At 60.4% G+C, this 24,027-nt stretch carries 17 protein-coding genes; 5 read left to right on the plus strand and 12 right to left on the minus strand.

What is annotated here, in order from left to right:
- Window positions 1–39: 39 nt before the first annotated feature.
- The 5 genes from topA to M5B43_RS22990 form a co-directional block, all read right to left on the minus strand.
- The gene (gene topA, locus M5B43_RS22970; protein ID WP_248752226.1) at window positions 40–2,661 is read right to left on the minus strand and encodes a type I DNA topoisomerase; all 2,622 of its coding nucleotides are present in this window, start codon (window positions 2,659–2,661) and stop codon (window positions 40–42) included.
- Window positions 2,662–2,775: 114 nt separating this feature from the next.
- Complete coding sequence (locus tag M5B43_RS22975; RefSeq protein WP_021490990.1) at window positions 2,776–3,012, minus strand: DUF1653 domain-containing protein; 237 nt, start codon at window positions 3,010–3,012, stop codon at window positions 2,776–2,778.
- A 97-nt stretch (window positions 3,013–3,109) separates the two neighbouring features.
- A complete protein-coding gene (gene fadA / locus M5B43_RS22980) occupies window positions 3,110–4,285 on the minus strand; it encodes an acetyl-CoA C-acyltransferase FadA (protein ID WP_003218978.1) in 1,176 nt (391 codons plus the stop codon).
- Between the two features lie 29 nt (window positions 4,286–4,314).
- Window positions 4,315–6,462: a fatty acid oxidation complex subunit alpha FadB gene (fadB, locus tag M5B43_RS22985; RefSeq protein WP_248752227.1), complete on the minus strand. Its 2,148-nt coding sequence runs from the start codon at window positions 6,460–6,462 to the stop codon at window positions 4,315–4,317.
- Window positions 6,463–6,923: 461 nt separating this feature from the next.
- The gene (locus M5B43_RS22990) at window positions 6,924–7,361 is read right to left on the minus strand and encodes a hypothetical protein (protein ID WP_248752228.1); all 438 of its coding nucleotides are present in this window, start codon (window positions 7,359–7,361) and stop codon (window positions 6,924–6,926) included.
- A gap of 105 nt (window positions 7,362–7,466) precedes the next feature.
- On the opposite strand from M5B43_RS22990, the gene M5B43_RS22995 reads away from it, so the two are divergent.
- The gene (locus M5B43_RS22995; protein ID WP_128586660.1) at window positions 7,467–7,907 is read left to right on the plus strand and encodes a universal stress protein; all 441 of its coding nucleotides are present in this window, start codon (window positions 7,467–7,469) and stop codon (window positions 7,905–7,907) included.
- A 182-nt stretch (window positions 7,908–8,089) separates the two neighbouring features.
- On the opposite strand, the gene M5B43_RS23000 is transcribed toward M5B43_RS22995, so the two are convergent.
- Window positions 8,090–10,009 carry an ATP-binding cassette domain-containing protein gene (locus M5B43_RS23000; RefSeq protein ID WP_248752229.1) on the minus strand — a complete coding sequence of 640 codons (1,920 nt, stop codon included), beginning with the start codon at window positions 10,007–10,009 and terminating at the stop codon, window positions 8,090–8,092.
- Between the two features lie 213 nt (window positions 10,010–10,222).
- Between M5B43_RS23000 and M5B43_RS23005 the strand changes: the two genes are divergently transcribed.
- Window positions 10,223–12,151 carry a transglycosylase SLT domain-containing protein gene (locus M5B43_RS23005; protein WP_248752230.1) on the plus strand — a complete coding sequence of 643 codons (1,929 nt, stop codon included), beginning with the start codon at window positions 10,223–10,225 and terminating at the stop codon, window positions 12,149–12,151.
- 188 nt (window positions 12,152–12,339) lie between these two features.
- Here the strand turns inward: M5B43_RS23005 and M5B43_RS23010 are convergent, their stop codons facing one another.
- A complete protein-coding gene (locus M5B43_RS23010) occupies window positions 12,340–14,106 on the minus strand; it encodes an ABC transporter transmembrane domain-containing protein (protein ID WP_248752231.1) in 1,767 nt (588 codons plus the stop codon).
- Window positions 14,107–14,352: 246 nt separating this feature from the next.
- Here M5B43_RS23010 and M5B43_RS23015 point away from each other — a divergent pair, with 246 nt between their 5' ends.
- The gene (locus M5B43_RS23015; protein ID WP_248752232.1) at window positions 14,353–14,532 is read left to right on the plus strand and encodes a PA1571 family protein; all 180 of its coding nucleotides are present in this window, start codon (window positions 14,353–14,355) and stop codon (window positions 14,530–14,532) included.
- Window positions 14,533–14,750: 218 nt separating this feature from the next.
- Here M5B43_RS23015 and pdxB read toward each other — a convergent pair whose 3' ends face one another.
- Window positions 14,751–15,893 carry a 4-phosphoerythronate dehydrogenase PdxB gene (gene pdxB, locus M5B43_RS23020; protein ID WP_248752233.1) on the minus strand — a complete coding sequence of 381 codons (1,143 nt, stop codon included), beginning with the start codon at window positions 15,891–15,893 and terminating at the stop codon, window positions 14,751–14,753.
- Window positions 15,894–16,035: 142 nt separating this feature from the next.
- Here pdxB and M5B43_RS23025 point away from each other — a divergent pair, with 142 nt between their 5' ends.
- Window positions 16,036–17,430, plus strand: coding sequence for an MATE family efflux transporter (locus tag M5B43_RS23025; protein WP_248752234.1), 1,395 nt, complete (start codon window positions 16,036–16,038; stop codon window positions 17,428–17,430).
- Here the strand turns inward: M5B43_RS23025 and tusA are convergent.
- Together tusA and rlmM are read right to left on the minus strand one after the other, a co-directional pair.
- Window positions 17,427–17,678, minus strand: coding sequence for a sulfurtransferase TusA (gene tusA / locus M5B43_RS23030; RefSeq protein ID WP_248752235.1), 252 nt, complete (start codon window positions 17,676–17,678; stop codon window positions 17,427–17,429). The two genes, M5B43_RS23025 and tusA, sit on opposite strands and share 4 nt — an antisense overlap.
- A gap of 27 nt (window positions 17,679–17,705) precedes the next feature.
- On the minus strand, window positions 17,706–18,782 hold the full coding sequence (gene rlmM / locus M5B43_RS23035) for a 23S rRNA (cytidine(2498)-2'-O)-methyltransferase RlmM (protein ID WP_248752236.1): 1,077 nt from the start codon (window positions 18,780–18,782) through the stop codon (window positions 17,706–17,708).
- A 196-nt stretch (window positions 18,783–18,978) separates the two neighbouring features.
- Here rlmM and acnA point away from each other — a divergent pair, with 196 nt between their 5' ends.
- A complete protein-coding gene (acnA, locus tag M5B43_RS23040; RefSeq protein ID WP_248752237.1) occupies window positions 18,979–21,720 on the plus strand; it encodes an aconitate hydratase AcnA in 2,742 nt (913 codons plus the stop codon).
- A gap of 236 nt (window positions 21,721–21,956) precedes the next feature.
- On the opposite strand, the gene M5B43_RS23045 is transcribed toward acnA, so the two are convergent.
- On the minus strand, window positions 21,957–22,895 hold the full coding sequence (locus M5B43_RS23045; protein WP_248752238.1) for an aspartyl/asparaginyl beta-hydroxylase domain-containing protein: 939 nt from the start codon (window positions 22,893–22,895) through the stop codon (window positions 21,957–21,959).
- A 128-nt stretch (window positions 22,896–23,023) separates the two neighbouring features.
- The gene (cysK, locus tag M5B43_RS23050; RefSeq protein WP_248752239.1) at window positions 23,024–23,998 is read right to left on the minus strand and encodes a cysteine synthase A; all 975 of its coding nucleotides are present in this window, start codon (window positions 23,996–23,998) and stop codon (window positions 23,024–23,026) included.
- Window positions 23,999–24,027: the final 29 nt, after the last annotated feature.

The raw sequence follows: 24,027 nt of genomic DNA on the forward strand, positions 1-24,027 counted from the left end.
GTCTATACAGACGGCTTTTGGCGTTAACAGACTAGCGGATCAAGCGCCCTGGCGCTTGTCCTCGACCTTCCACTTGCCACCGTCGTAGAACGCTTTCCAACCGGTAGGCTTGCCATCCACTTCGGTCTGCACGTACTGCTCCTTGGTCTTGCGGCTGTAGCGGATCACGGCTGGACGACCATCCGGGTCCTTCTTCGGCGCTTCACACAGGAAGTGGTACTTCGGATCGATTTCGTCCTTGTGCGGCACGATTTCCAGCACCAGGGGTGCACGGGTCTCGCGGTTCTTCGGGAACTGGCTCGCCGCCAGGAACAGGCCAGAAGCACCATCGCGCAGGATGTAGGTGTCGTTGACCTTCTCGCACTTGAGTTCAGGCATCTTCACCGGGTCCATCTTCGGCGGCGCCGCGTCACCGCTTTTCAGCAGCTTACGGGTGTTCTTGCAGGTCGGGTTGGTGCAGCCGAAGAACTTGCCGAAACGGCCCGTCTTGAGCTGCATCTCGCTGCCGCACTTGTCGCATTCCAGGCTCGGGCCTTCGTAGCCCTTGATGCGGTAGGTGCCTTCTTCAATCTCGTAGCCGTTGCAGTCCGGGTTGTTGCCGCAGATATGCAGCTTGTGCTTCTCGTCCAGCAGGTAGGCGTCCATCGCCGTGCTGCAGATCGGGCAACGGTGTTTGCCACGCAATACCAGCGACTCGGATTCACCCTCGTCATCGGCAGCGATCTCGTCACCCGGCACCAGGTTGACGGTGGCCTTGCAGCGCTCTTTCGGCGGTAGGCTGTAGCCCGAGCAACCGAGGAATACGCCTGTGGAGGCAGTACGAATCTGCATCGGCCGGCCGCAGGTCAGGCACGGGATGTCGGTCATCACCGGCTGGTTGGCTCGCATGCCGCTCTCGGCACTTTCCGCCACTTCGAGTTTCTTCTTGAAGTCGCCGTAGAACTCGTCCAGCACGTTTTTCCAGTCGCGCTCGCCCTGGGCCACGTCATCGAGGTTCTCTTCCATGCCGGCGGTAAAGCCGTAGTCCATCAGGTTGGAGAAGCTCTCGGACAGGCGCTCAGTGACGATGTCGCCCATCTTTTCCGAATAGAACCGACGGTTGTGCAGCGCCACATAACCACGGTCCTGGATGGTGGAGATGATCGCCGCATAGGTCGAAGGACGACCAATACCGCGCTTCTCCATCTCTTTCACCAGGCTGGCTTCCGAATAACGCGCCGGTGGCTTGGTGAAGTGCTGGGACGGGTCAAGCTTGATCAGCTTCAGCGTATCGCCCTGGGCCATGTCCGGCAGCACATCGTCATCGCCAGGCTTGGCGATTTGCGGCATCACACGGGTATAGCCATCGAACTTGAGGATACGGCCCTTGGCACGCAGCTCAAAGTCACCAGCGCCCACGCTGACGGTGGTGGACAGGTATTGCGCCGGCAGCATCTGGCAGGCCAGGAATTGGCGCCAGATCAGCTCATAAAGGCGCTCAGCGTCACGTTCCATGCCACTGAGCTTGCTTGGCTCGGTATTAGCGTCGGAAGGACGAATCGCTTCGTGAGCCTCCTGCGCGCCTTCCTTGCTGCTATAGACATTCGGCTTCTCCGGCAGGTACTTCTTGCCGAACTCGCTTTCAATATAAGTACGCGCCATCGCGACGGCGTCCACCGACAGGTTGGTGGAGTCGGTACGCATATAGGTGATGTAGCCGGCCTCGTACAGACGCTGGGCCATCATCATGGTTTTTTTCACGCCGAAGCCCAGGCGGTTGCTCGCGGCCTGCTGCAGGGTAGACGTGATGAACGGGGCAGACGGCTTGCTGCTGGTCGGTTTGTCTTCGCGCTTGACGATGCTGTAGCTGGAAGCCTTGAGCTTCTCCAGCGCAGCCATGGCCTGGGCTTCGTTCAGCGGCTTGAACGCCTCGCCTTTCTCACGGGCCACTTCAAAGCGCACATTGGCGCCCTTGGCGGTGCCGAGGTCGGCGTGGACTTCCCAATACTCTTCGGGGTTGAACGCACGGATCTCGCGCTCACGCTCCACCACCAGCTTCACCGCTACCGATTGCACACGGCCGGCGGACAGGCCACGGGCGATCTTCGCCCACAGCAGTGGCGAGACCATGTAGCCCACGACGCGGTCGAGGAACCGACGGGCCTGCTGGGCGTTGACGCGGTCAATGTCCAGTTCGCCCGGCTTGGAGAAGGCTTCCTGGATGGCTTTCTTGGTGATTTCGTTGAACACCACGCGCTTGTAGCGGCTGTCGTCACCGCCGATGGCTTCCCGCAGGTGCCAGGCAATGGCTTCCCCTTCGCGGTCCAAGTCCGTCGCGAGATAGATGGTGTCAGCATCCTTGGCGAGCCGGCGCAGCTCCTCGATCACCTTCTCCTTGCCGGGAAGGATTTCGTACTTGGCCTTCCAGCCATGATCCGGGTCCACACCCATGCGCGAGACGAGCTGCTTGCGCGCTTTCTCTTTAGGTGAGAGTACCGGACCTTCGCCCGCAGCCGCCTTGCCGCGCTTGGCGGCAGGCTCCTTGCTGGCGCTAGCCGAACCGCTGGTGGGCAGGTCTCGGATATGGCCGATACTCGACTTCACCACGTACTCGTTACCCAAGTACTTGTTGATGGTCTTGGCCTTAGCCGGGGATTCCACAATGACCAGCGATTTGCCCATGGATCGGAAAATTCCTGAATTCGAGAAGTGAAAGGCAGTTGGCGCCTGTCGCGGCAACGCTATATATAGTGGCAACAAGGTGAGGTCAAGCGCAGCATTCTGCGCGGCCTTCCTTTATTGCCCAGAAAAAAGACTCGGTTCGGCCTGGACCAAAGCAAAGCGCGGGACCTGCTCGCCGTCAACTTCGACGGTCTCCAGGAACATGCTCAACGGGCGCACCCAAAAGCCGTAATCGCCATACAGTGCTTGGTAAAACACCACTTCTTCTTCGGTTTCAGAATGGCGTGCCACGTTAAAAACACGGTACTGCGGACCTTTATAATGCTGGTAGAGCCCTGGTTCGACTTTCATGCTCTGGCCCTCTCACAAAATTTGTTTAAAAAAAAATTCAAAACCGTCAAAAAACAAAAACCGGGGCACTGGGCCCCGGCTTCCGTCAACCCAACGCTTAGATGCGTTCGAAGACGGTGGAAATGCCTTGGCCGAGACCAATGCACATGGTTGCAACACCCAGGTTGCCACCATTTTGCTTCATCACATTGAGCAAAGTGCCGGAGATACGCGCACCGGAGCAACCGAATGGGTGGCCCAGGGCAATCGCACCGCCGTGCAGGTTAACCTTCTCGTTCATCTTGTCGAGCACTTTCAAATCTTTCAACACTGGCAGGGCCTGTGCGGCGAAAGCTTCGTTGAGCTCGAAGAAGTCAATATCGGAGATGGTCAGGCCCGCGCGCTTCAAGGCTTTTTGTGTGGCCGGTACTGGACCATAGCCCATGATTGCCGGGTCCACACCCGCGACTGCCATCGAACGAATCACGGCCATCGGCTGGATACCCAGGTCCTGGGCACGTTGCGCCGACATCACGATCATGCACGAAGCACCGTCGGTGATTTGCGACGAAGTACCCGCTGTCACGGTGCCGCCCTTTGGATTGAAGGCAGGTTTCAAGGCCGCCAGGCTTTCCAGGGTGGTGTCTGGACGAATGGTTTCATCGTAGTCGAACAGCTTCAGGAAACCGTTTTCGTCGTAGCCGTTCATCGGGATGATTTCATCCTTGAACTTGCCTTCCACGGTCGCCTTATGGGCGAGCTGGTGAGAACGCAGGCCGAACGCATCCTGGGCTTCACGGGTAATGCCGTGCATCTTGCCGAGCATTTCCGCAGTCAGGCCCATCATGCCCGAGGCTTTCGCCGCGTAGAGAGACATGTGCGGGTTCGGATCGACGCCGTGCATCATGCTCACATGGCCCATGTGCTCCACGCCGCCGACGACGAACACGTCACCGTTGCCGGTCATGATCGCTTGTGCAGCCGTGTGCAGCGCGCTCATGGACGAACCACACAGGCGACTGACGGTCTGGCCGGCCGCCGTGTGCGGGATCTGGGTCATCAAGGAGGCCATGCGCGCGATGTTCCAGCCCTGCTCCAGGGTCTGGTTGACGCAGCCCCAGATCACGTCTTCGACTTCGTTCGGGTCGACCTTGACGTTGCGCTCCAGCAACTTGCTGATCAGGTGCGCCGACATATCTTCGGCACGGGTGTTGCGGTGCATGCCGCCCTTGGAGCGGCCCATCGGAGTACGACCGAAGTCGACAATCACGACGTCTCTTGGATTCAAGCTCATAAATATTCTCGCTCTAGTCGTCTGGGCACTTAACCGAAGAAGCGCTGGCCGTTCTTGGCCATCTCACGCAGCTTCGCGGTCGGGTGGTACAGCGGGCCCAAATCAGCGTATTGATCAGCCAGGGCAACGAACTCGGCCACACCGATCGAGTCGATGTAACGCAGCGCACCGCCACGGAATGGAGGGAAACCAATACCGTACACCAGGCCCATATCGGCTTCGGCGGCGGTCTCGACGATGCCATCTTCCAGGCAGCGAACGGTTTCCAGGCACAGGGCGATCATCATCCAGTTGATGATGTCCTCGTCGGACACCTCACGCTGCTCGTAGATGACCGGCGCGAGCACTTCGTGCACCGACGGGTCGGCAACTTTCTTCTGCTTGCCCTTCTTGTCGGTTTCGTAGGCGTAGAAGCCCTTGCCGTTCTTCTGGCCCAGGCGCTTGGCCTCGTAGAGCGCGTCGATCGCCGAGCGGCGGTCGTCTTTCATGCGGTCCGGGAAGCCTTCAGCCATGACGTCGCGACCGTGGTGGCCAGTATCGATACCGACCACGTCCATCAGGTACGCCGGGCCCATCGGCCAGCCGAATTTTTCCATCACCTTGTCGATGCGTACGAAGTCCACACCGGCGCTGACCAGCTTGGCGAAACCGCCGAAGTACGGGAACAGTACGCGGTTGACCAGGAAGCCCGGGCAGTCATTGACCACGATTGGGTTCTTGCCCATTTTCTTGGCGTAGGCAACGGTGGTGGCAACGGCCTGCTCGCTGGACTTCTCGCCACGGATCACTTCCACCAGCGGCATCATGTGCACCGGGTTGAAGAAGTGCATGCCGACGAAGTTTTCCGGACGCTTGAGCGCCTTGGCCAGCAAGCTGATGGAAATGGTCGAGGTGTTCGAGGCCAGGATGGTGTCGTCTTTAACCTGGGCTTCCACTTCGGCCAGCACGGCCTGCTTGACCTTCGGGTTCTCGACAACCGCTTCGACCACCAGGTCGACGTGGCCGAAATCGCCGTAGGACAAAGTAGGACGAATGCCGTTAAGCACCTCAGCCATTTTCGCAGCGGTCATGCGACCTTTATCAACGCGGCCGACCAGCAGCTTGGCGGCTTCGGCCAGGCCCTGTTCGATACCGTGCTCGTTGATGTCTTTCATCAGGATCGGCGTGCCTTTGGACGCCGACTGATAAGCGATACCGCCACCCATGATACCGGCGCCGAGTACGGCAGCCTGTTTCACGTCACGGGCGATTTCGTCGTAGGCCTTGGCCTTTTTCTTCAGTTCCTGATCGTTCAGGAACAGACCGATCAGGCTTTGGGCTGCGGAGGTCTTGGCCAGTTTGACGAAGCCTGCCGCTTCCACTTCCAGGGCTTTGTCGCGACCGAAGTTCGCGGCCTTCTGGATGGTCTTGATCGCTTCAACCGGCGCCGGGTAGTTCGGGCCGGCTTGGCCTGCCACGAAACCTTTGGCGGTTTCGAACGACATCATTTGTTCGATCGCGTTGAGCTTGAGCTTTTCGAGCTTCGGCTGACGCTTGGCCTTGTAGTCAAATTCGCCGCTGATGGCGCCCTTGATCAGGTTCAGTGCCGCTTCAGCCAGTTTGTCCGGCGCCACTACAGCGTCAACGGCACCGACCTTCAGCGCGTCTTCAGCTTTGTTTTCTTTACCGGAAGCAATCCACTCGATGGCGTTGTCGGCACCGATCAGGCGCGGCAAGCGCACGGTACCGCCGAAACCTGGGTAGATGCCCAGTTTGACTTCCGGCAGGCCGATCTTGGCAGTGGCGGACATCACGCGAAAGTCGGCAGCCAGGCACATTTCCAGGCCGCCGCCCAACGCGATGCCATTGATCGCGGCAACGGTTGGCACGTTGAGGTCTTCGAAATCGCTGAAGATCTTGTTGGCTTCGAGGTTGCCAGCCACCAGCTCGGCATCGGGCAGCTTGAAGTTGTCGACGAATTCGGTGATGTCAGCGCCGACGATAAACACGTCCTTGCCGCTGGAGACGATCACGCCCTTGACCGAAGCATCTGCTTTGATGGTGTCTACAGCCTGACGCAATTCGTTCAAGGTTAGACGGTTGAACTTGTTGACGGACTCACCCTTGAGGTCGAATTTCAATTCGACGATGCCACTTTCAAGAGCCTTAACCGTGATGGCTTTACCTTCGTAAATCATCAACTGATCTCCACGATATGGAAGCTGAACAGTACACACTGGACGCTGGTCTCTGGTTTGACATTGACAGTTGCATCAATGCTCACGCCAATCAGCCAGGCACACCCGCCAGTGCGATAGTCGGGGTTCTGTATGAGCCGTCTGACAGACAAACGCTCAATTCATACGCCCGTTTGATTTGGGTACGCCACCTTCATCCAATTCCGGGCAATTGTCAATCGCTCCAAAGGCTAGGAAAAACGCGACTTTCCAGTCACTTCAGAACCCGCCCCTCAAGCCCGTGCATTGCCAATATCCAAATATTCACGAAATCAATAATGGAAAAGATGTGGGAAAAGGCTGTACAGAAAGGGATATGCGGCTAGGCTTGCCGCAACATGCAGATTTACCGGCCTGCCTGGCCACCTCCAGCCCGATGATGATGTCGGGCTTTTTATTGCCTGCTTTTTTAAGGAGTGGCGCTACGCCAATGCCTTGAGCAGCGTATCGATAGCCTTCAAGACACTCGCGTCGCCCTTCTCACCCCAATACAAGGCGATCATTTGCTTGTCGGCCTCGATTTTGTAGACGTTCGCCGGCAGCGTTGCAAAATAAGGCAACAACTTTTCATCAACGCATACTTCACGCCATTGATTGACCCACACGCCCGGCTCCATCTGCCAATAACTCCAGATCGCCGGCGTGCTGCCGCGTCGTGGCCGACAGTACTGCGCACACGGGCTCGGCGGCTCTTGCTTGAGCCAATGTGGCCACTCCTGGGGCGCCAGTTGCATGGCCAGGCCAATACGGCGCGCCTCCATGCGCAGGGCCATGCGCCCACTCTGCTGGCGCGACGGGCGCAGCCATGCCAGGGGGCTCAAAACCACCGCAAGGATTGACACCACTATCCAGACCGTCATATGTGTACTCCCGAATTTCCAGATGAGCGGATTTGATCAGAGACAACCCCATCCGCTTGAAAGCAGCCATACTGAACTTATTGCAGTCCCCTGGAGGAACGCCCCATGTCATACGAACATATTCTGGTCGCGGTAGACCTGACCGAAGAGTGCGATCCAGTGATCAAGCGCGCCCGGGCTTTCGCCGTGGCCAGCGGAGCAAAGCTTTCGCTGGTGCATATCGTCGAGCCCATGGCCATGGCCTTTGGCGGCGACGTCCCCATGGACCTTTCCCAGCTTCAGCAACAACAGTTCGACCAGGCCAAGGAGCGCCTTGATCGCTTGATCCTCAAATACCCCGAAGTCACCAAGGAAAACTCCCACCTCACCTATGGCCAACCACGCCAGGAAATCCATCACCTGGCCAAGGAACAGGGCTGCGACCTGATCGTAGTGGGTAGCCATGGCCGCCACGGCCTGGCGTTGCTGCTGGGCTCTACTGCCAATGATGTATTGCATGGCGCGCCGTGCGATGTGCTGGCGGTGAAGCTGGTTAAATCCTCATAAGCACAACAGGGATCCAATGTGGGAGGGGGCGTGCTCCCGATAGCGGTGTTTCAGTCACCCGATGTATCAACTGACAGACTGCTATCGGGAGCAAGCCCCCTCCCACATTTGAACTGCATTCCATATAAAAAACCCGGTGTTCATCCAAGTGAACACCGGGTTTTTTAATGCACCGGAATCACTCAGGCATCCAGCTCGGCCCAACGCTCAACCAGCACTTCCAGCTCCTGGTTCAATGTCTCCAGGGAAGCGATGACCTTGGCGGTTTCTGCTGCCGGACGCAGATAGAAACCCGCGTCGGCCATTTCCGCTTCTACCGCAGCGATCTGCTGTTCCTTGGCGTCGATATCACCCGGCAAAGCTTCCAGCTCACGCTGCAACTTGTAGCTGAGCTTCTTCTTGGCAGGCGCTGCTTCCGGTGCCGGCGCAGGCGCCGCAGCGACTGGCGCCACCACTGCCGAGGTCAAGTCGGCCTTGCCGGACTTGCTTTCGGTCACACCCAACAGACGTGGCGAGCCGCCCTGGCGCAGCCAGTCCTGGTAACCACCGACGTATTCACGCACCTTGCCTTCACCTTCGAAGACCAGCGTGCTGGTGACCACGTTGTCGAGGAATGCCCGGTCGTGGCTGACCATCAGTACGGTGCCGTTGAAGGTCAGCAAGACCTCTTCCAGCAGTTCGAGGGTTTCCACGTCGAGGTCGTTGGTCGGTTCGTCGAGCACCAGCAGGTTCGCCGGTTTGCTGAACAGCTTGGCCAACAGCAGGCGCGCACGCTCGCCACCGGACAAGGCTTTCACCGGTGTACGTGCACGTTGTGGGCTGAACAGGAAGTCGCCCAGGTAGCTGAGTACGTGGCGGCTCTGGCCGTCGATGTCGATAAAGTCGCGGCCTTCGGCGACGTTGTCGATCACGGTTTTTTCCAGGTCCAACTGGTGGCGCAGTTGGTCGAAGTAAGCCACGTCGATGCGCGTGCCCTCTTCCACGGTGCCGCTGGTCGGTTGCAGGCCGCTGAGCATCAGCTTGAGCAAGGTGGTCTTGCCGGTGCCGTTGGCGCCCAGCAGGCCGATACGGTCGCCGCGCTGCAGGACCATGGAGAAGTCCTTGATCAGGAACGGGCCATCCGGGTGATGGAAGCTGACGTTCTCCAGCACCATGACCTGCTTGCCCGACTTGTCGGCCGTATCGAGCTGGATATTGGCCTTGCCGGTGCGCTCGCGACGCTCACTGCGCTCAACGCGCAGGGCTTTCAACGCACGCACGCGGCCTTCGTTACGGGTGCGGCGAGCCTTGATGCCCTGGCGGATCCAGACTTCTTCCTGGGCCAGTTTTTTGTCGAACAGCGCGTTGGCGGTTTCTTCGGCCGCCAGCGCCGCTTCCTTGTGCACCAGGAAGCTGGCGTAGTCGCCGTTCCAGTCAATCAGGCCGCCACGGTCCAGTTCGAGGATGCGCGTGGCCAGGTTCTGCAGGAAGGAACGGTCGTGCGTGATAAACAGCACAGCGCCCTGGAAATCCTTGAGGGCTTCTTCAAGCCAGGCAATCGCGCCGATGTCCAAGTGGTTGGTTGGCTCATCGAGCAGCAGCAGGTCCGGCTCGGATACCAGGGCCTGGGCCAACAGCACACGACGACGCCAGCCACCGGACAATTCGGCGAGGGTCTTGTCGGCCGGCAGTTGCAGGCGGCTCAGGGTGCTGTCCACCAATTGCTGCAAGCGCCAGCCGTCACGGGCTTCGAGGTCTTGCTGGACGTGCATCAGCTTGTCCAGGTCTTCTTCGGTTACACAGTTCTGCGCCAGGTGATGGTATTCGGCGAGCAAGGCGCCCACGCCATCCAGGCCCTCGGCGACCACGTCGAACACGGTCCGCCCGTCGGCCACCGGCAGTTCTTGCGGCAATTCGCCAATCTTTAGGCCCGGCGCGCGCCAGACAGAACCGTCATCGGGCTTCTGATCGCCTTTTACCAGCTTCATCATGCTGGACTTGCCGGTGCCGTTGCGGCCGATGATGCACACCCGCTCACCACGGGCGATCTGCCAGGACACCTTGTCCAACAACGGCATAGCGCCGAAAGCAAGGGACACATCGCTGAATTTGAGCAGGGTCATACGCTTCTCCAAAAACTGGGCGCGCATTCTACCTGACTTGAGGGTGGGATGCGGCCGGCATTTTCGCTATCGATACGTTCTGTAGGACATTTCCGATCAACTTGAACCAACCGGCCGGCAAAGCTTTCACGGGGCGCTGGCAAAAGGCTAAGCTAGGGGCAATCAGTGTCGGCGGTGCCGGTGCTAGTCGTGATTTCTCTGCACGGACGTCTCATGCGCAGTCGCCTTTTCAACTTTTTATCTTGTCTGCTTCTTTCCGCCACCGCCGCTCAATCCGCCCAGGCCGTGGACCTCACCACCCAACGTCAATATTACGATGAAGCCAAGCGCGCCTTGGCTAAAGGCGACAGCGGCCCGTACATGCAATACAGCCAGGCCCTGGCCGACTATCCGCTCACGCCGTACCTGGCCTATGACGAGCTGACCGCGCGCCTGAAAACCGCGAGTAACGAGGAAATCGAACAATTCCTCGCCAAAAACGGCGACCTGCCCCAGGCCAACTGGATGAAACTGCGCTGGTTGCGCTGGCTGGCCGACCGTGGCGATTGGCAAACCTTTGAAAAGTACTACGACCCCAAGCTCAACTTCGTCGAACTGGACTGCCTGCACGGCCAGTACCAGCTCACCCACAACCTGAAGGCTGAAGGCTACAAAACCACCGAAAAGCTGTGGATGACCGGCAAATCCCAACCCGCTGCCTGTGATGCCACCTTCGGCCAGTGGGCGGCTGATGGCCAACTGACTGAGCGGAAGATCTGGGACCGCGCCAAGCTCGCCGCGGAGGCGCGTAACTACGCGCTGGCCAACAGCCTGGTGAAAACCCTGCCAACCCTCGGCGCCCAAGGCCGGCTGATGGTCGATGTGGCCCAGAAGCCGGACATGCTCGGCGACCCATCCCGCTTCCTGCCCGCGAACGAGGCGATGTCCGACGCCGTGGGCCTGGGCTTGCGTCGCCTGGCACGCCAGGACCCGGATAAAGCCATGGCGCTGCTTGATGGCTACGCCAGCAGCATGCACTTCTCCCGTGACGAAAAAGTGTCGATCGCCCGGGAAATAGGCCTGACCCTGGCGCGTCGCTACGACCCTCGCGCACTGGACGTGATGACCCAATACGACCCCGAACTGCGTGACAACACCGTCTCCGAGTGGCGCCTGCGCCTGCTGTTGCGCCTGGCTCGCTGGGAAGACGCCTACCAGTTGACCCGCAAGCTCCCACAAGACCTGGCCACCACCAACCGCTGGCGGTACTGGCAGGCACGCAGCCTGGAATTGGCCGAGCCGAAAAACCCCCAGGCCCTGGTGCTGTACAAAAACGTGGCCAAGGAACGGGACTTTTATGGATTCCTCGCGGCTGACCGGTCCAAGTCACCGTATCAGTTGACCAACAAACCGCTGGTGATGAACCAGGCCCTGCTCAACAAGGTGCGCAACACCCCCGGTGTACGCCGCGCCCTGGAGTTCTACGCCCGTGGCCAGGTGGTGGATGGCCGCCGCGAGTGGTACCACGTCAGCCGTCACTTCAACCGCGACGAAATGGTCGCCCAGGCCAAACTGGCCTACGACATGAAGTGGTACTTCCCGGCGATCCGGACCATCAGCCAGGCGCAGTATTGGGATGACCTGGATATTCGCTTCCCGATGGCCCACCGCGACACCCTGGTACGTGAAGCCAAGGTGCGTGGCCTGCATTCAAGCTGGGTGTTCGCCATCACTCGCCAGGAAAGCGCGTTCATGGACGATGCCCGCTCCGGTGTAGGCGCCAGCGGCCTGATGCAACTGATGCCCGGAACCGCCAAGGAAACCGCGCGCAAATTCAGCATCCCCCTGGCCTCCCCGGCCCAGGTGCTGGACCCGGACAAAAACATCCAGCTCGGCGCCGCTTACCTGAGCCAGGTACACAGCCAGTTCAACGGCAACCGCGTCCTCGCCTCCGCAGCCTACAACGCCGGCCCCGGCCGCGTGCGCCAATGGTTGCGTGGTGCTGACCACCTGAGCTTCGACGTATGGGTCGAAAGCATCCCATTCGATGAAACCCGTCAGTATGTTCAGAACGTGCTGTCTTATTCAGTGATCTACGGGCAGAAGCTCAACTCACCGCAGCCGCTGGTGGATTGGCATGAACGCTATTTCGATGATCAGTAAGACGCTGATGTCGTTCCGCTAAGACTCGATTGGCAGAACGAACCCAATTCAAATGTGGGAGGGGGCTTGCCCCCGATTGCAGGGTGTCAGTCAGCACTTCTGTTGCTGACCCGCCGCTATCGGGGCAAGCCCCTACCACATTGAATATTCGGCGGGTCCAGAACGGTGGATGCGTCCCAGGGATAGCGCTATTCACCATCACTGAACTGCAGCGCCGCCAACCGCGCATACAGCGGGTTACTCGCAATCAACTGCTGGTGTGTGCCGACTGCCACCAGCTTGCCTTGGTCCATGACCGCAATTCGATCCGCATGCTTGACCGTCGCCAGTCGGTGCGCGATCACCAGCGTGGTGCGGCCCTGCATCAGTTGCGGCAAGGCTTGCTGGATCAAGTGTTCACTCTGGGCGTCAAGGGCGCTGGTCGCTTCGTCCAGTAACAAGATCGGCGCGTCCACCAGCAGCGCACGGGCGATGGCCAGGCGCTGCCGCTGACCACCGGAGAGGCCCATACCACCGTCGCCGAGGTGGGTCTGGTAGCCATCGGGCATTTGCAGGATGAAGTCGTGGGCATGGGCAATGCGCGCGGCCGCTTCGACCTGGGCCGTGGTGGCGGACGGGTTACCGTAACGAATGTTGTCCTCGACGCTGCCGAAGAACAACGCCGGGCTTTGGGACACCAAGGCAAACTGGCGGCGCAGGTCCAGGGGGTCGAGTTCGGTCAATGGGTGGCCTTCAAGCAGGATACGGCCGTGCTGGGGGTCGTAGAAACGCAGCAGCAAATCAAAAAGGGTCGATTTGCCTGCGCCAGACGGACCTACCAATGCGAGGGTTTCGCCAGGATTGATGGTCAGGCTCAAGCCATCGATGGCGTTGCTGTCCGGCCTCGAGGGGTAGGAAAAACGCAGGTCTTGCAGCGCCAGCCGGCCACTGACTCGCTCCGGCAACGATACCGTGCCATTGGCAGGCGCCTGGATTTCGTTGGTCGACTGCAACAGTTCGCCAATTCGCTCAGCCGCACCCGCGGCGCGCTGCAACTCGCCGAGCACTTCGCTCAAGGTGCCGACGGCACTGCCGACGATCAGGCTGTAGAACACAAAGGCCGCCAGTTCACCACCGGAAATCCGCCCGCTGATGACATCCATGCCGCCGACCCACAGCATCACGCCCACGGCGCCCAGTACCAGCATGATCACCAGGGTAATCAACCAGGCGCGCTGCACGATGCGTTTACGTGCCGTGGCAAAGGCGTCCTCTACGGTGACCGCGAAACGCTGCTCGTCCTGCACCTGGTGGTTATAGGCCTGCACCGTCTTGATCTGGCCGAGCGTCTCGGACACGTAACTGCCCACGTCGGCAATGCGGTCCTGGCTCAGCCGCGACAGGCTGCGCACACGCCGGCCGAAAATCAGGATCGGCGCCAGCACCAACGGCAGGGCCACCACCACGATGCTGGTGAGCTTGGGGTTGGTGATGAACAGCAGCACGATACCGCCGATGACCATCAAGGCATTACGCAGAAACAACGAGAGCGATGAACCGATCACCGACTGTAGCAAGGTGGTGTCGGTGGTCAGCCGCGATTGGATTTCCGAGCTGCGGTTGTTCTCGTAGAAACCCGGGTGCAAGTAGATCAAGTGGTTGAACACCTGCCGACGAATATCCGCCACCACCCGCTCGCCAATCCATGACACCAGGTAGAACCGCGTAAAGGTGCCCACGGCCAAGGCCAGCACCAACACCATGAACAGGCCGATGGACTGGTTGAGCAAGTGCGGCGACTGCGTCATGAAACCTTGGTCCACCAACAGACGAATGCCCTGCCCCATGGACAGGGTGATACCCGCCGTGACGATCAGCGCCAGCAAGGCGCCGAGCGCCTGCCAGCGATACGGCGCAACAAAGCGGCTGGCCAGGCGAATCGCACGGCGTTGACGGAGTGAGAACATGGGGGGCATCACCTGCGCAGGAGAGATAAGTATCTACACAGCAACATTGGGGGAACTTGAGTAAATAACAATGAGTCAGGTTAATTATGCCCGCCGATGCCGGATCCTAGAGGCTATTGGTCTAAGACCCATCTGGAAATATGTATCGGTTTCTGGTGGACTGGGTATTCGAACCGATGACTGTGTAAGGAGTTGTAATAGCTCGGTCACGCGGGGGAATTAAACTAGGTACACAACCTGATGAGGAGACAGGCCATGACCTTGCACACCAGCAGCACTGACAAAGTAGAAGTCATCCGCAAAGAGCGCCAAGCTCATTTGGGTTGCTCGATCATCGACGCCCAGGGGCGCGAAGTGCCGATTACTGAAGACATGATCCAGCAAGCTTGCCGCGAGCTGGAACAGCGACTGGTCAAACCTGCCCAGCAAGGCTGAAGCGCCCACGCTCTTTCTGACCCGGCCCAAGTGGCCGGGTTTTTTATCGGGGTTCATACCCTAATGCCACGCTGGAACGAGCAACCGGTAACCTGTGGCCAGCGGGCTTGTTGTGGCCAGCGGGCTTGTCCCGCGTTGGGGCGCGTAGCGCCCCCAAAGAAGGGCGAATGCGGTGTACCAGAGGGTAGTGTTCCTTCTTAACGGACTGGCATTGGGGTTTATACCCGTTCGGCGCCCAAGGCCGAGACGATAGTGGACAACACCGCCGACTCGCCATTGATGCGCACCTTCAGGCCATCAATCTCGCGACGCTGCGGGTAGTGCTTGCGCAGCAGGTCGAACGCCTTACGCTGCTCTTGCACTGTTCCCACCAGGCTGCGACGGAAATCCGCATCATCCCGTCGCGGGTCGTACACACTGCGACACAAGGTTGCCAGTGCCCAGGCCCGGTCGGTTGACGCATTCAGGTGCACCTCGGCCAGCCAGGGCGGTGGCAGCAAATCAGCTAATTGAATGCTCGGTTCCTGCCCCAGGTGCGCACAGAACGCCTGGTAGATCTGCGCCGTGCCGCGCTGCTTGCCATCGAGGCTGTAGCCGGCGATATGCGGCGTGGCCAGCACGCACAGGTCGGCCAGGTCCACATCCACCTCAGGCTCGCCTTCCCACACGTCCAGTACCGCCTGCAGGTCTTCACGCGCCAGCAACACCTCACGCAGGGCGGCGTTGTCCACCACCGGGCCGCGGCTGGCGTTGATCAGCCACGTGCCGGGCTTAAGCTGTTCCAACCGCTGGCGATCCAATAAATGCCAGGTGGCGCCATTGCCGGACTTGGTCAGCGGCGTGTGCAAGCTGATCACATCGCACTGCTCGATGATCTGCTGCAGGCTGACGTAGTCGCCGTCTGCGGCGACCTGGCGCGGCGGGTCGCACACCAGCACGTTCCAACCCAGGCCCTTGAGCACTTTGACCAGCCGCCCGCCGACTTCACCGGCGCCGACGACGCCGTAGGTACGCTGATTGAGGTCGGCGCCTTCGATCTCGGCCAGGGTCTGCAAGCTGCCCAGCACGTAGTCCACCACGCCCCGCGCATTGCACCCGGGAGCGCTGGACCAGCTGATACCAGCCTGCTTGAAGTACTCCAGGTCCAAGTGATCGGTGCCGATCGTGCAGGTGCCGACAAATCGCACCTTCGTACCGTCGAGCAAAGCCCGGTTGACGTTGGTCACCGAGCGCACCAGCAGCACGTCGGCCTGCTCGACCGTGGCGCGGTCGATAGAACGGCCGGGCACGCGGCGAATTTCGCCAAACCCTTCGAAGAAGGCATCGAGCAGCGGGATATTTTCGTCGGCAACAATCAGCATGGCAGGCTCCTTTCGCGGACCCGCAGTGTACAGGCATCCCAGCCGCCGCTTACAAATCCCTAACACAGGTTTTTTCCTGACCATTGCGTCAAAGCGTAGAATCCGCCGTCCTTGCGACTGCCTTTTGACTGGACACCTGTACGTGAACACTGCTACCGCCCCTCTCACCCGCCCCGCCCGCATCAGCCGGGAAGTGCGCGGCCTGCTGACGCTGGCCCTGCCGATCATGATCGGCCAACTGGCGACCACCGCGATGAGCTTTGTCGACGCGGTGATGGCCGGGCGCGTCAGCCCTAAGGACCTGGCAGCGGTTGGCCTGGGTAACTCAATCTGGATCCCGGTGTACCTGCTGATGACGGGCACCCTGCTGGCCACCACGCCGAAAGTGGCCCAGCGCTACGGCGCGGGCAATTACAGCGAGATCGGGCCGCTGGTGCGCCAATCGTTGTGGCTGGCCATCGTGGTCGGGATCACCGCGTCACTGCTACTGCTCAGCGCCGAACCCATCCTGCATGCCATGAAGGTTGAGCCCGACCTGATCAAACCGTCCATGGGTTACCTGCATGGCATCGCCGCAGGCATGCCGGCCATTGCCCTGTATTACGTGCTGCGCTGTTTCAGTGACGGCCTGGGCCGCACCCGGCCGAGCATGGTGTTGGGCCTGTGCGGGTTGGCATTGAATATTCCGCTGAACTACATCTTCATCTACGGCCACCTGGGCGTACCCGCCATGGGGGGCGTGGGCTGCGGCTGGGCCACGGGCATTGCGATGTGGGTGATGATGCTCGGCCTGGCCGGCTGGACCCGTTGGGGCCCGGCGTACCAGAGCAGCGAACTGTTCAAGCGTTTCGACTGGCCGCAATGGTCGGTGATCAAGCGCATATTGGGCATTGGCCTGCCCATCGGTGTCGCGATCTTTGCCGAGTCGAGCATCTTCGCGGTGATCGCGCTGTTGATCGGCAGCCTGGGTGCCACCGTGGTCTCCGGCCACCAGATCGCCCTGAACGTCAGTTCCCTGGTGTTTATGATCCCCTATTCCTTGAGCATGGCCGTCACCGTGCGTGTCGGCCAGGCCCTGGGCCGTGGCGAACCGCGCGAGGCACGCTTCGCCGCCGGGGTCGGCATGGGCACCGCACTGGCTTATGCCTGCCTGTCCTGCAGCCTGATGCTGATGTTTCGCGAGCAGATTGCGACGATCTACACCCCGGACCCCGTGGTGATCCACCTGGCGTCGATGCTGATCGTGTTCTCGGCGCTGTTCCAATTCTCCGACTCGATCCAGGTCACCGCCGCTGGCGCACTGCGCGGCTATCAGGACACCCGCGTGACCATGGTGCTGACCTTGTTTGCCTATTGGGGCGTGGGGCTACCAGTGGGCTATGCCTTGGGGCTGACCGATTGGTTCGGCGCACCCAGCGGCCCAAGCGGTTTGTGGCAAGGGCTGATCGTGGGCTTGAGTTGTGCGGCGGGCATGTTGCTGGTGCGCCTGGCGCGCAGTGCACGCCGGCGCATTCGCCTGGAGAAGGCGCGCGGTTAATCGAGCTTTTTGCGAATCCAGTACAGGTACGTGCCCGCCTGCTCCTGCTGGCCCACCAGTTCGTGGTCCAGGAACACGCAGAACTTGGGGATATCGCGACGGGTCGACGGATCGGTCGCGATCACCTTGAGCAAGCCGCCAGGCGCCAGGTCGCGGATGTGCTGGTGCAGCATCATCACAGGCTCCGGGCAGTTGAGGCCGGTAGCGTCGAGGGTGCCGTCGACGGCGGTGTCGAAAATGTCGCTCATTGATTACTCCTCAAACGGGCGCTCAGTTTAACGGGCCTTGGTTTTCTTCACATCTACCAGTCGACGCAGGTGGCAGGTCACTTCCTCACGGTCGTGGTACAGCTGTTTGCAGCCGACCTCCACCCGAATGCCGCGAGCCTTGAAACCTTCTTCGATACGCTCCAGCAAGCGCTTCACTTCGGCGTAGCGTTGCTTCATCGGCAGCTTCAAGTTCACCACTGCTTCGCGACAATGCCCCTCGCCGATCCAGGTTTCCAGCAATGCGGCGTTGCGTGCGGGCTTTTCGACGATGTCACACACCATCCAGTCCACCGGTTGCTTGGGCACGAAGGTGAAACCGTCGGCCATCAAGTGCTGCACCAAGCCGGTGTCCATCAGGCTTTCGGCCATGGGGCCGTTGTCGATGGCCGTCACCAGCATGCCACGGTTGACCAGCTGCCAGGTCCAGCCGCCAGGGGCCGCACCGAGGTCGACACCGGTCATATCGCCATGCAGGCGCTCATCCCACTGATCGCGAGGGATAAAGTGGTGCCAGGCTTCTTCCAGCTTCAGCGTCGAACGGCTGGGCGCCTCACGCGGGAACTTGAGGCGCGGAATGCCCATCGGCCACATCGCCGAGTTGTTCGACTCGGCCAGGCCCATGAACACTTCGCGGCCGCTCTTGAAAGTCAGCAGCAGGCGTGGCTTGCTGGGGTCGTCCACCAGCTTGCCGGCATTCAGCAAGGCTTTGCGCAGGTGTACTTCGAACTTCTTGCAGAAGTTCGACAGTTCCTTGCCATCGTTGGTGTCGACCATTTCCAGCCACAGGCTGCCGCACACCGGAAATTCGCGCAGGTGGGCGAGGATCACGCTGATACGATCGGTTTCCGGCAGGTCGATAAACACCCCGCGCGCCCACTGCCTTGGGAAGATCAGCTCGGCAAAGCGCTGGCCGTGCATCAGGCGCTGGGCGCCATCTTCTTCGGTGCAGACAAATTCGGCGCAGGCGCTGCCGGTCTTGGCCTTGGCGTAGCCGGAAACGTTCAGGCGCGCGGCGTGTTCCGCGATCTCGGAACAGACTTCACCTTCAAAACCCGGGCGGCAGTGCATAAAAAGGGTGTTCATCAACTCTCCTGGTGACTCAACCGGCATTGCGCTATCGCAATACCTGTCATGAAAACGCGCGCATGATAGCCGAGTTCGGAACCTTGGACTTAACGATAGAGTCCAGTTATTAGCCTGCTAATGAAAACAGGGCTAACTTAAAAGCTCTGTTCGTCCCGTCAGGTCCGTAGCCGTGCGGACCATAAGGAGTCATGTAATGTCATCCCTTGATAGCCTGAGCACCCTTAAAACCCTGCAAGTCGACGACAAGACCTACCACTACTTCAGCTTGCCCGAAGCCGCCAAGAGCCTGGGCGACCTGGACAAGCTGCCGATGTCCCTCAAGGTGCTGCTGGAAAACCTGCTGCGCTGGGAAGACGCCAAGACCGTTACCGGCACCGACCTCAAGGCCATCGCGGCCTGGCTCAAAGAACGCCAGTCCGACCGCGAGATCCAGTACCGCCCGGCCCGCGTGCTGATGCAAGACTTTACCGGAGTGCCCGCCGTGGTCGACCTGGCCGCCATGCGCGCCGCCGTGGCCAAGGCCGGGGGCGACCCGCAGCGAATCAACCCACTGTCACCGGTGGACCTGGTGATCGACCACTCGGTGATGGTCGACAAGTTCGGCACCACCCGCGCCTTTGAGCAAAACGTCGATATCGAAATGCAGCGCAACGGCGAACGCTACGCCTTCCTGCGCTGGGGCCAGAGCGCCTTCGACAACTTCAGCGTGGTGCCGCCGGGCACCGGCATCTGTCACCAGGTCAACCTCGAATACCTCGGCCGCACCGTGTGGACCAAAGAGGAAGACGGCCGCACCTATGCCTTCCCCGACACCTTGGTGGGTACCGACTCTCACACCACCATGATCAACGGTCTTGGCGTTCTCGGTTGGGGCGTGGGCGGGATCGAAGCGGAAGCGGCGATGCTCGGCCAGCCGGTGTCGATGCTGATTCCGGAAGTGATCGGCTTCAAACTCACCGGCAAGCTCAAAGAAGGCATCACCGCCACCGACCTGGTGCTGACCGTCACCCAGATGCTGCGTAAAAAAGGCGTGGTGGGTAAATTTGTCGAGTTCTATGGCGACGGCTTGGCTGACCTGCCGCTGGCCGACCGCGCCACCATCGCTAACATGGCCCCGGAATACGGTGCGACCTGTGGCTTCTTCCCGGTGGATGAGGTGACCCTCGACTACCTGCGCCTGTCGGGCCGCCCCGCCGCCACCGTGAAGCTGGTCGAGGCGTACACCAAGGCCCAGGGCCTGTGGCGCAACGCCGGCCAGGAGCCCGTGTTCACCGATACCCTCGCACTGGACATGGGCAGCGTCGAGGCCAGCCTGGCCGGGCCGAAACGCCCGCAGGACCGTGTGTCGCTGCCCAATGTAGGCCAGGCGTTCAGCGACTTCCTCGACCTGCAATTCAAACCCACCAGCAAGGAAGAAGGTCGCCTGGAAAGCGAAGGCGGCGGCGGTGTTGCCGTGGGCAATGCCGACCTGGTGGGCGAGACCGACTACGAATACGACGGGCACACCTATCGCCTGAAAAACGGCGCGGTGGTGATTGCCGCGATCACCTCCTGCACCAACACCTCCAACCCCAGCGTGATGATGGCCGCCGGCCTGGTGGCGAAAAAGGCCGTGGAAAAGGGCCTCACCCGCAAGCCCTGGGTAAAAACCTCCCTGGCGCCGGGCTCCAAAGTGGTCACCGACTACTACAAGGCAGCCGGCCTCACCCCATACCTCGACAAACTCGGCTTCGATTTGGTCGGCTATGGTTGCACCACGTGCATCGGCAACTCCGGCCCACTGCCCGAGCCGATCGAGAAAGCCATCCAGAAAGCCGATCTCGCCGTGGCCTCGGTGCTGTCCGGCAACCGCAACTTTGAAGGCCGCGTGCATCCCCTGGTGAAAACCAACTGGCTGGCTTCGCCGCCTCTGGTGGTCGCCTATGCCTTGGCCGGCACTGTGCGTATCGACATCAGCAGTGAGCCATTGGGCGAAGGCAAGGACGGCAAGCCGGTGTACCTCAAAGACATCTGGCCGAGCAGCAAGGAAATCGCCGACGCCGTGGCCCAAGTCAGCACCGGCATGTTCCACAAGGAATACGCCGAAGTGTTTGCCGGTGACGAACAGTGGCAAGCCATTGAGGTGCCGCAGGCGGCGACCTACGTATGGCAGAAGGACTCCACCTACATCCAGCACCCACCGTTCTTCGATGACATTGCCGGGCCGCTGCCGGTCATCAAGGACGTCAAGGGCGCTAACGTGCTGGCCCTGCTGGGCGATTCGGTGACCACCGACCACATCTCCCCTGCCGGCAATATCAAGACCGACAGCCCGGCCGGTCGCTACCTGCGTGAACAGGGCGTGGAGCCACGTGATTTCAACTCCTACGGTTCACGCCGGGGCAACCATGAAGTGATGATGCGCGGCACCTTTGCCAATATCCGTATCCGCAACGAGATGCTCGGCGGCGAAGAAGGCGGCAACACGCTGTACATCCCCACCGGCGAGAAGATGCCGATTTATGATGCGGCCATGAAGTACCAGGCGTCGGGCACGCCGCTGGTGGTGATCGCAGGGCAAGAGTACGGCACCGGCTCAAGCCGCGACTGGGCGGCCAAGGGCACCAACCTGCTGGGCGTCAAAGCGGTAATCGCCGAGAGCTTCGAGCGCATTCACCGCTCCAACCTGGTGGGCATGGGTGTGCTGCCGTTGCAGTTCAAGCTGGATCAGAACCGCAAGTCGCTGCACCTGACCGGCAAGGAGAAGGTCGACATCCTCGGGCTGACGAATGCCGAGATCGAGCCGCGGATGAACCTGACACTGGTGATTACTCGCGAAGATGGCAGCAGCGAACAGGTTGAGGTGCTGTGCCGGATCGATACTTTGAATGAGGTGGAATACTTCAAGGCGGGGGGGATTTTGCACTACGTATTGCGCCAACTGATCGCCAGCTAAAGATCGCTGGAGATCAAAAAATGTGTGAGGGGGCCTGCCCCCGATGGCGGTGTGTCAGGTTACATATCTATACCTGCCCCACTGCTATCGGGGCCTAGGTATCTACACAACTTCCGATATGGCGCTGTACCTGTGGGAGGGGGCTTGCTCCCGATGGCGACCTCAGGGCCGACCAGGATGCCGGGGGCAAGCCCCCTCCCACATTTGGATTGCATTTCAAGCTGGAAACACCGAAATCAGCCGAACAGCCACTTCCACAGCAGTACCAAGACGACTACCGCCAGCACCGGCCGCGCGATGCGGTAGGCCTTGGGATGCTTGCGCTTCCACTGCTTGACCACACCGCTGAACTTGTCGCTGAAGGTCTTGCTCCAGGCATATGCCTGGTTGATCCCGCCGACGCGTTCGTCATCCAGGTTCTGTGGCGCGGTGGCGCGGCCCAGTTGCTTGCTGACCCAACGGTTGATCCGCGTCATGACCCGGTTGCTCAACGGGCGCTCGATGTCGCAGAACAGGATCACGCGGGTTTTTTCCGTCTCGTTCTTCACCCAGTGCACATAGGTTTCGTCGAACATCACGTCCTCACCGTCGCGCCAGGCGTAGACCTGGCCGTCGACGAAGATGCGGCAGTCGTCGGAGTTCGGCGTGGACAACCCCAAGTGATAACGCAGGGAGCCGGCGAACGGATCACGGTGCGGGTTAAGGTGGCTACCGCCCGGCAACAGCGCGAACATCGCGCCCTTGACGTTGGGGATGCTGCTGACCAGAGCCACGGTTTTCGGGCACAGCGCTTCGGCCGATGGCAGGGGCTTGTCGTACCACTTGAGGTAGAAACGCTTCCAGCCCTTCTTGAAGAACGAACCGAAGCCGGCGTCGTTGTTCTTCTCGGCGGCGCGGATGTAGCCCTCGTCGAACAGGTGCATGGCCTCTTCGCGGATCACTTCCCAGTTGTCCTTGAGCACGTCCAGCTCCGGGAATTTGCTGCGGTCCAGGTAAGGCTTGGACGGCACCGCGGAGAACAGGTACATCAAGGCGTTATACGGGGCGAACAGCGCCGAATGGTTGACGAACTGGCGCAACATCGGCAAACGGGCCTTGCCACGCAGGTGCACATACAGCGTGCTGCCGATAAACAGCAGCAACACCGACAGTTTGGCGGCCAAAGAAAAGGTCATGCAGCAACTCCTGGAAATAAGCGCCTGGCCAGCAACCTCCCGTCAACGGGAAACCAGACGTAGCAGCCGGCCATGATAAACATTTGGGCCATTATGCAGAAGGCCCCGTTTATCAGCGCTGATTCAAATCAAGCCTGGGTTTCTTGCTCGGTAAACAAATCACTGAACAACATGCTCGACAGGTAGCGCTCGCCGGAGTCCGGCAAGATCACCACGATAGTCTTGCCCTGCATCTCCGGCTTCTCGGCCAGACGTACGGCCACGGCCATGGCGGCGCCGCAGGAAATGCCGCACAAAATCCCTTCTTCCTGCATTAAACGCAGGGCCATGGCCTTGGATTCCTCATCGGTCACCAACTCCACGCGATCAACCATCGACAGGTCGAGGTTCTTCGGCACAAAACCGGCACCGATGCCCTGGATCTTGTGCGGACTGGGCTTGATCTCTTCACCGGCCAGCGCCTGGGTAATCACCGGCGAGACACTCGGTTCGACGGCCACCGACAGAATCGGCTTGCCGGCAATGTTCTTGATATAGCGCGACACGCCGGTGATGGTGCCGCCGGTGCCCACGCCCGCGACCAGCACGTCAACGGCGCCATCGGTGTCGTTCCAGATTTCCGGGCCGGTGGTTTTCTCATGGATAGCAGGGTTGGCGGGGTTTTCAAACTGGGCCGGCATAAAGTAGGTGGCCGGGTCGCTGGCGACGATCTCGCCGGCTTTTTCGATGGCGCCCTTCATGCCTTTGGCCGGCTCGGTCAGCACCAGTTCGGCCCCCAGGGCCTTGAGCACTTTGCGCCGTTCGATGCTCATGGACGACGGCATGGTCAGCAGCAGCTTGTAGCCACGGGCAGCAGCGACAAAGGCCAGGCCGATACCGGTATTGCCGGATGTTGGCTCGACAATTGTCATGCCGGGCTTGAGCTTGCCGGTGCTTTCGGCGTCCCAGATCATGTTCGCGCCAATGCGGCACTTCACCGAATAGCCCGGGTTACGCCCTTCGATCTTGGCCAGAATCGTCACGCCACGCGGTGCGATGCGGTTGATCTGAACCAGAGGCGTGTTGCCGATGGAGTGCGCGTTGTCTGCAAAGATGCGGCTCATGACGGGTCCCTAAGACAATTTCTAGAAGG

Source organism: Pseudomonas sp. MWU15-20650 (assembly GCF_023242475.1).
GTDB lineage: Bacteria > Pseudomonadota > Gammaproteobacteria > Pseudomonadales > Pseudomonadaceae > Aquipseudomonas.

Coding starts and splice junctions, on each gene's coding strand:
- cysK (WP_248752239.1), bottom strand. CDS start 23,998: ATGAGCCGCATCTTTGCAGACAACGCGCACTCCATCGGCAACACGCCT.
- rlmM (WP_248752236.1), bottom strand. CDS start 18,782: ATGAACACCCTTTTTATGCACTGCCGCCCGGGTTTTGAAGGTGAAGTC.
- M5B43_RS22995 (WP_128586660.1), top strand. CDS start 7,467: ATGTCATACGAACATATTCTGGTCGCGGTAGACCTGACCGAAGAGTGC.
- M5B43_RS23005 (WP_248752230.1), top strand. CDS start 10,223: ATGCGCAGTCGCCTTTTCAACTTTTTATCTTGTCTGCTTCTTTCCGCC.
- M5B43_RS23015 (WP_248752232.1), top strand. CDS start 14,353: ATGACCTTGCACACCAGCAGCACTGACAAAGTAGAAGTCATCCGCAAA.
- pdxB (WP_248752233.1), bottom strand. CDS start 15,893: ATGCTGATTGTTGCCGACGAAAATATCCCGCTGCTCGATGCCTTCTTC.
- fadA (WP_003218978.1), bottom strand. CDS start 4,285: ATGAGCTTGAATCCAAGAGACGTCGTGATTGTCGACTTCGGTCGTACT.
- tusA (WP_248752235.1), bottom strand. CDS start 17,678: ATGAGCGACATTTTCGACACCGCCGTCGACGGCACCCTCGACGCTACC.
- M5B43_RS23000 (WP_248752229.1), bottom strand. CDS start 10,009: ATGACCCTGCTCAAATTCAGCGATGTGTCCCTTGCTTTCGGCGCTATG.
- M5B43_RS23045 (WP_248752238.1), bottom strand. CDS start 22,895: ATGACCTTTTCTTTGGCCGCCAAACTGTCGGTGTTGCTGCTGTTTATC.
- acnA (WP_248752237.1), top strand. CDS start 18,979: ATGTCATCCCTTGATAGCCTGAGCACCCTTAAAACCCTGCAAGTCGAC.
- M5B43_RS22975 (WP_021490990.1), bottom strand. CDS start 3,012: ATGAAAGTCGAACCAGGGCTCTACCAGCATTATAAAGGTCCGCAGTAC.
- M5B43_RS22990 (WP_248752228.1), bottom strand. CDS start 7,361: ATGACGGTCTGGATAGTGGTGTCAATCCTTGCGGTGGTTTTGAGCCCC.
- M5B43_RS23010 (WP_248752231.1), bottom strand. CDS start 14,106: ATGCCCCCCATGTTCTCACTCCGTCAACGCCGTGCGATTCGCCTGGCC.
- fadB (WP_248752227.1), bottom strand. CDS start 6,462: ATGATTTACGAAGGTAAAGCCATCACGGTTAAGGCTCTTGAAAGTGGC.
- topA (WP_248752226.1), bottom strand. CDS start 2,661: ATGGGCAAATCGCTGGTCATTGTGGAATCCCCGGCTAAGGCCAAGACC.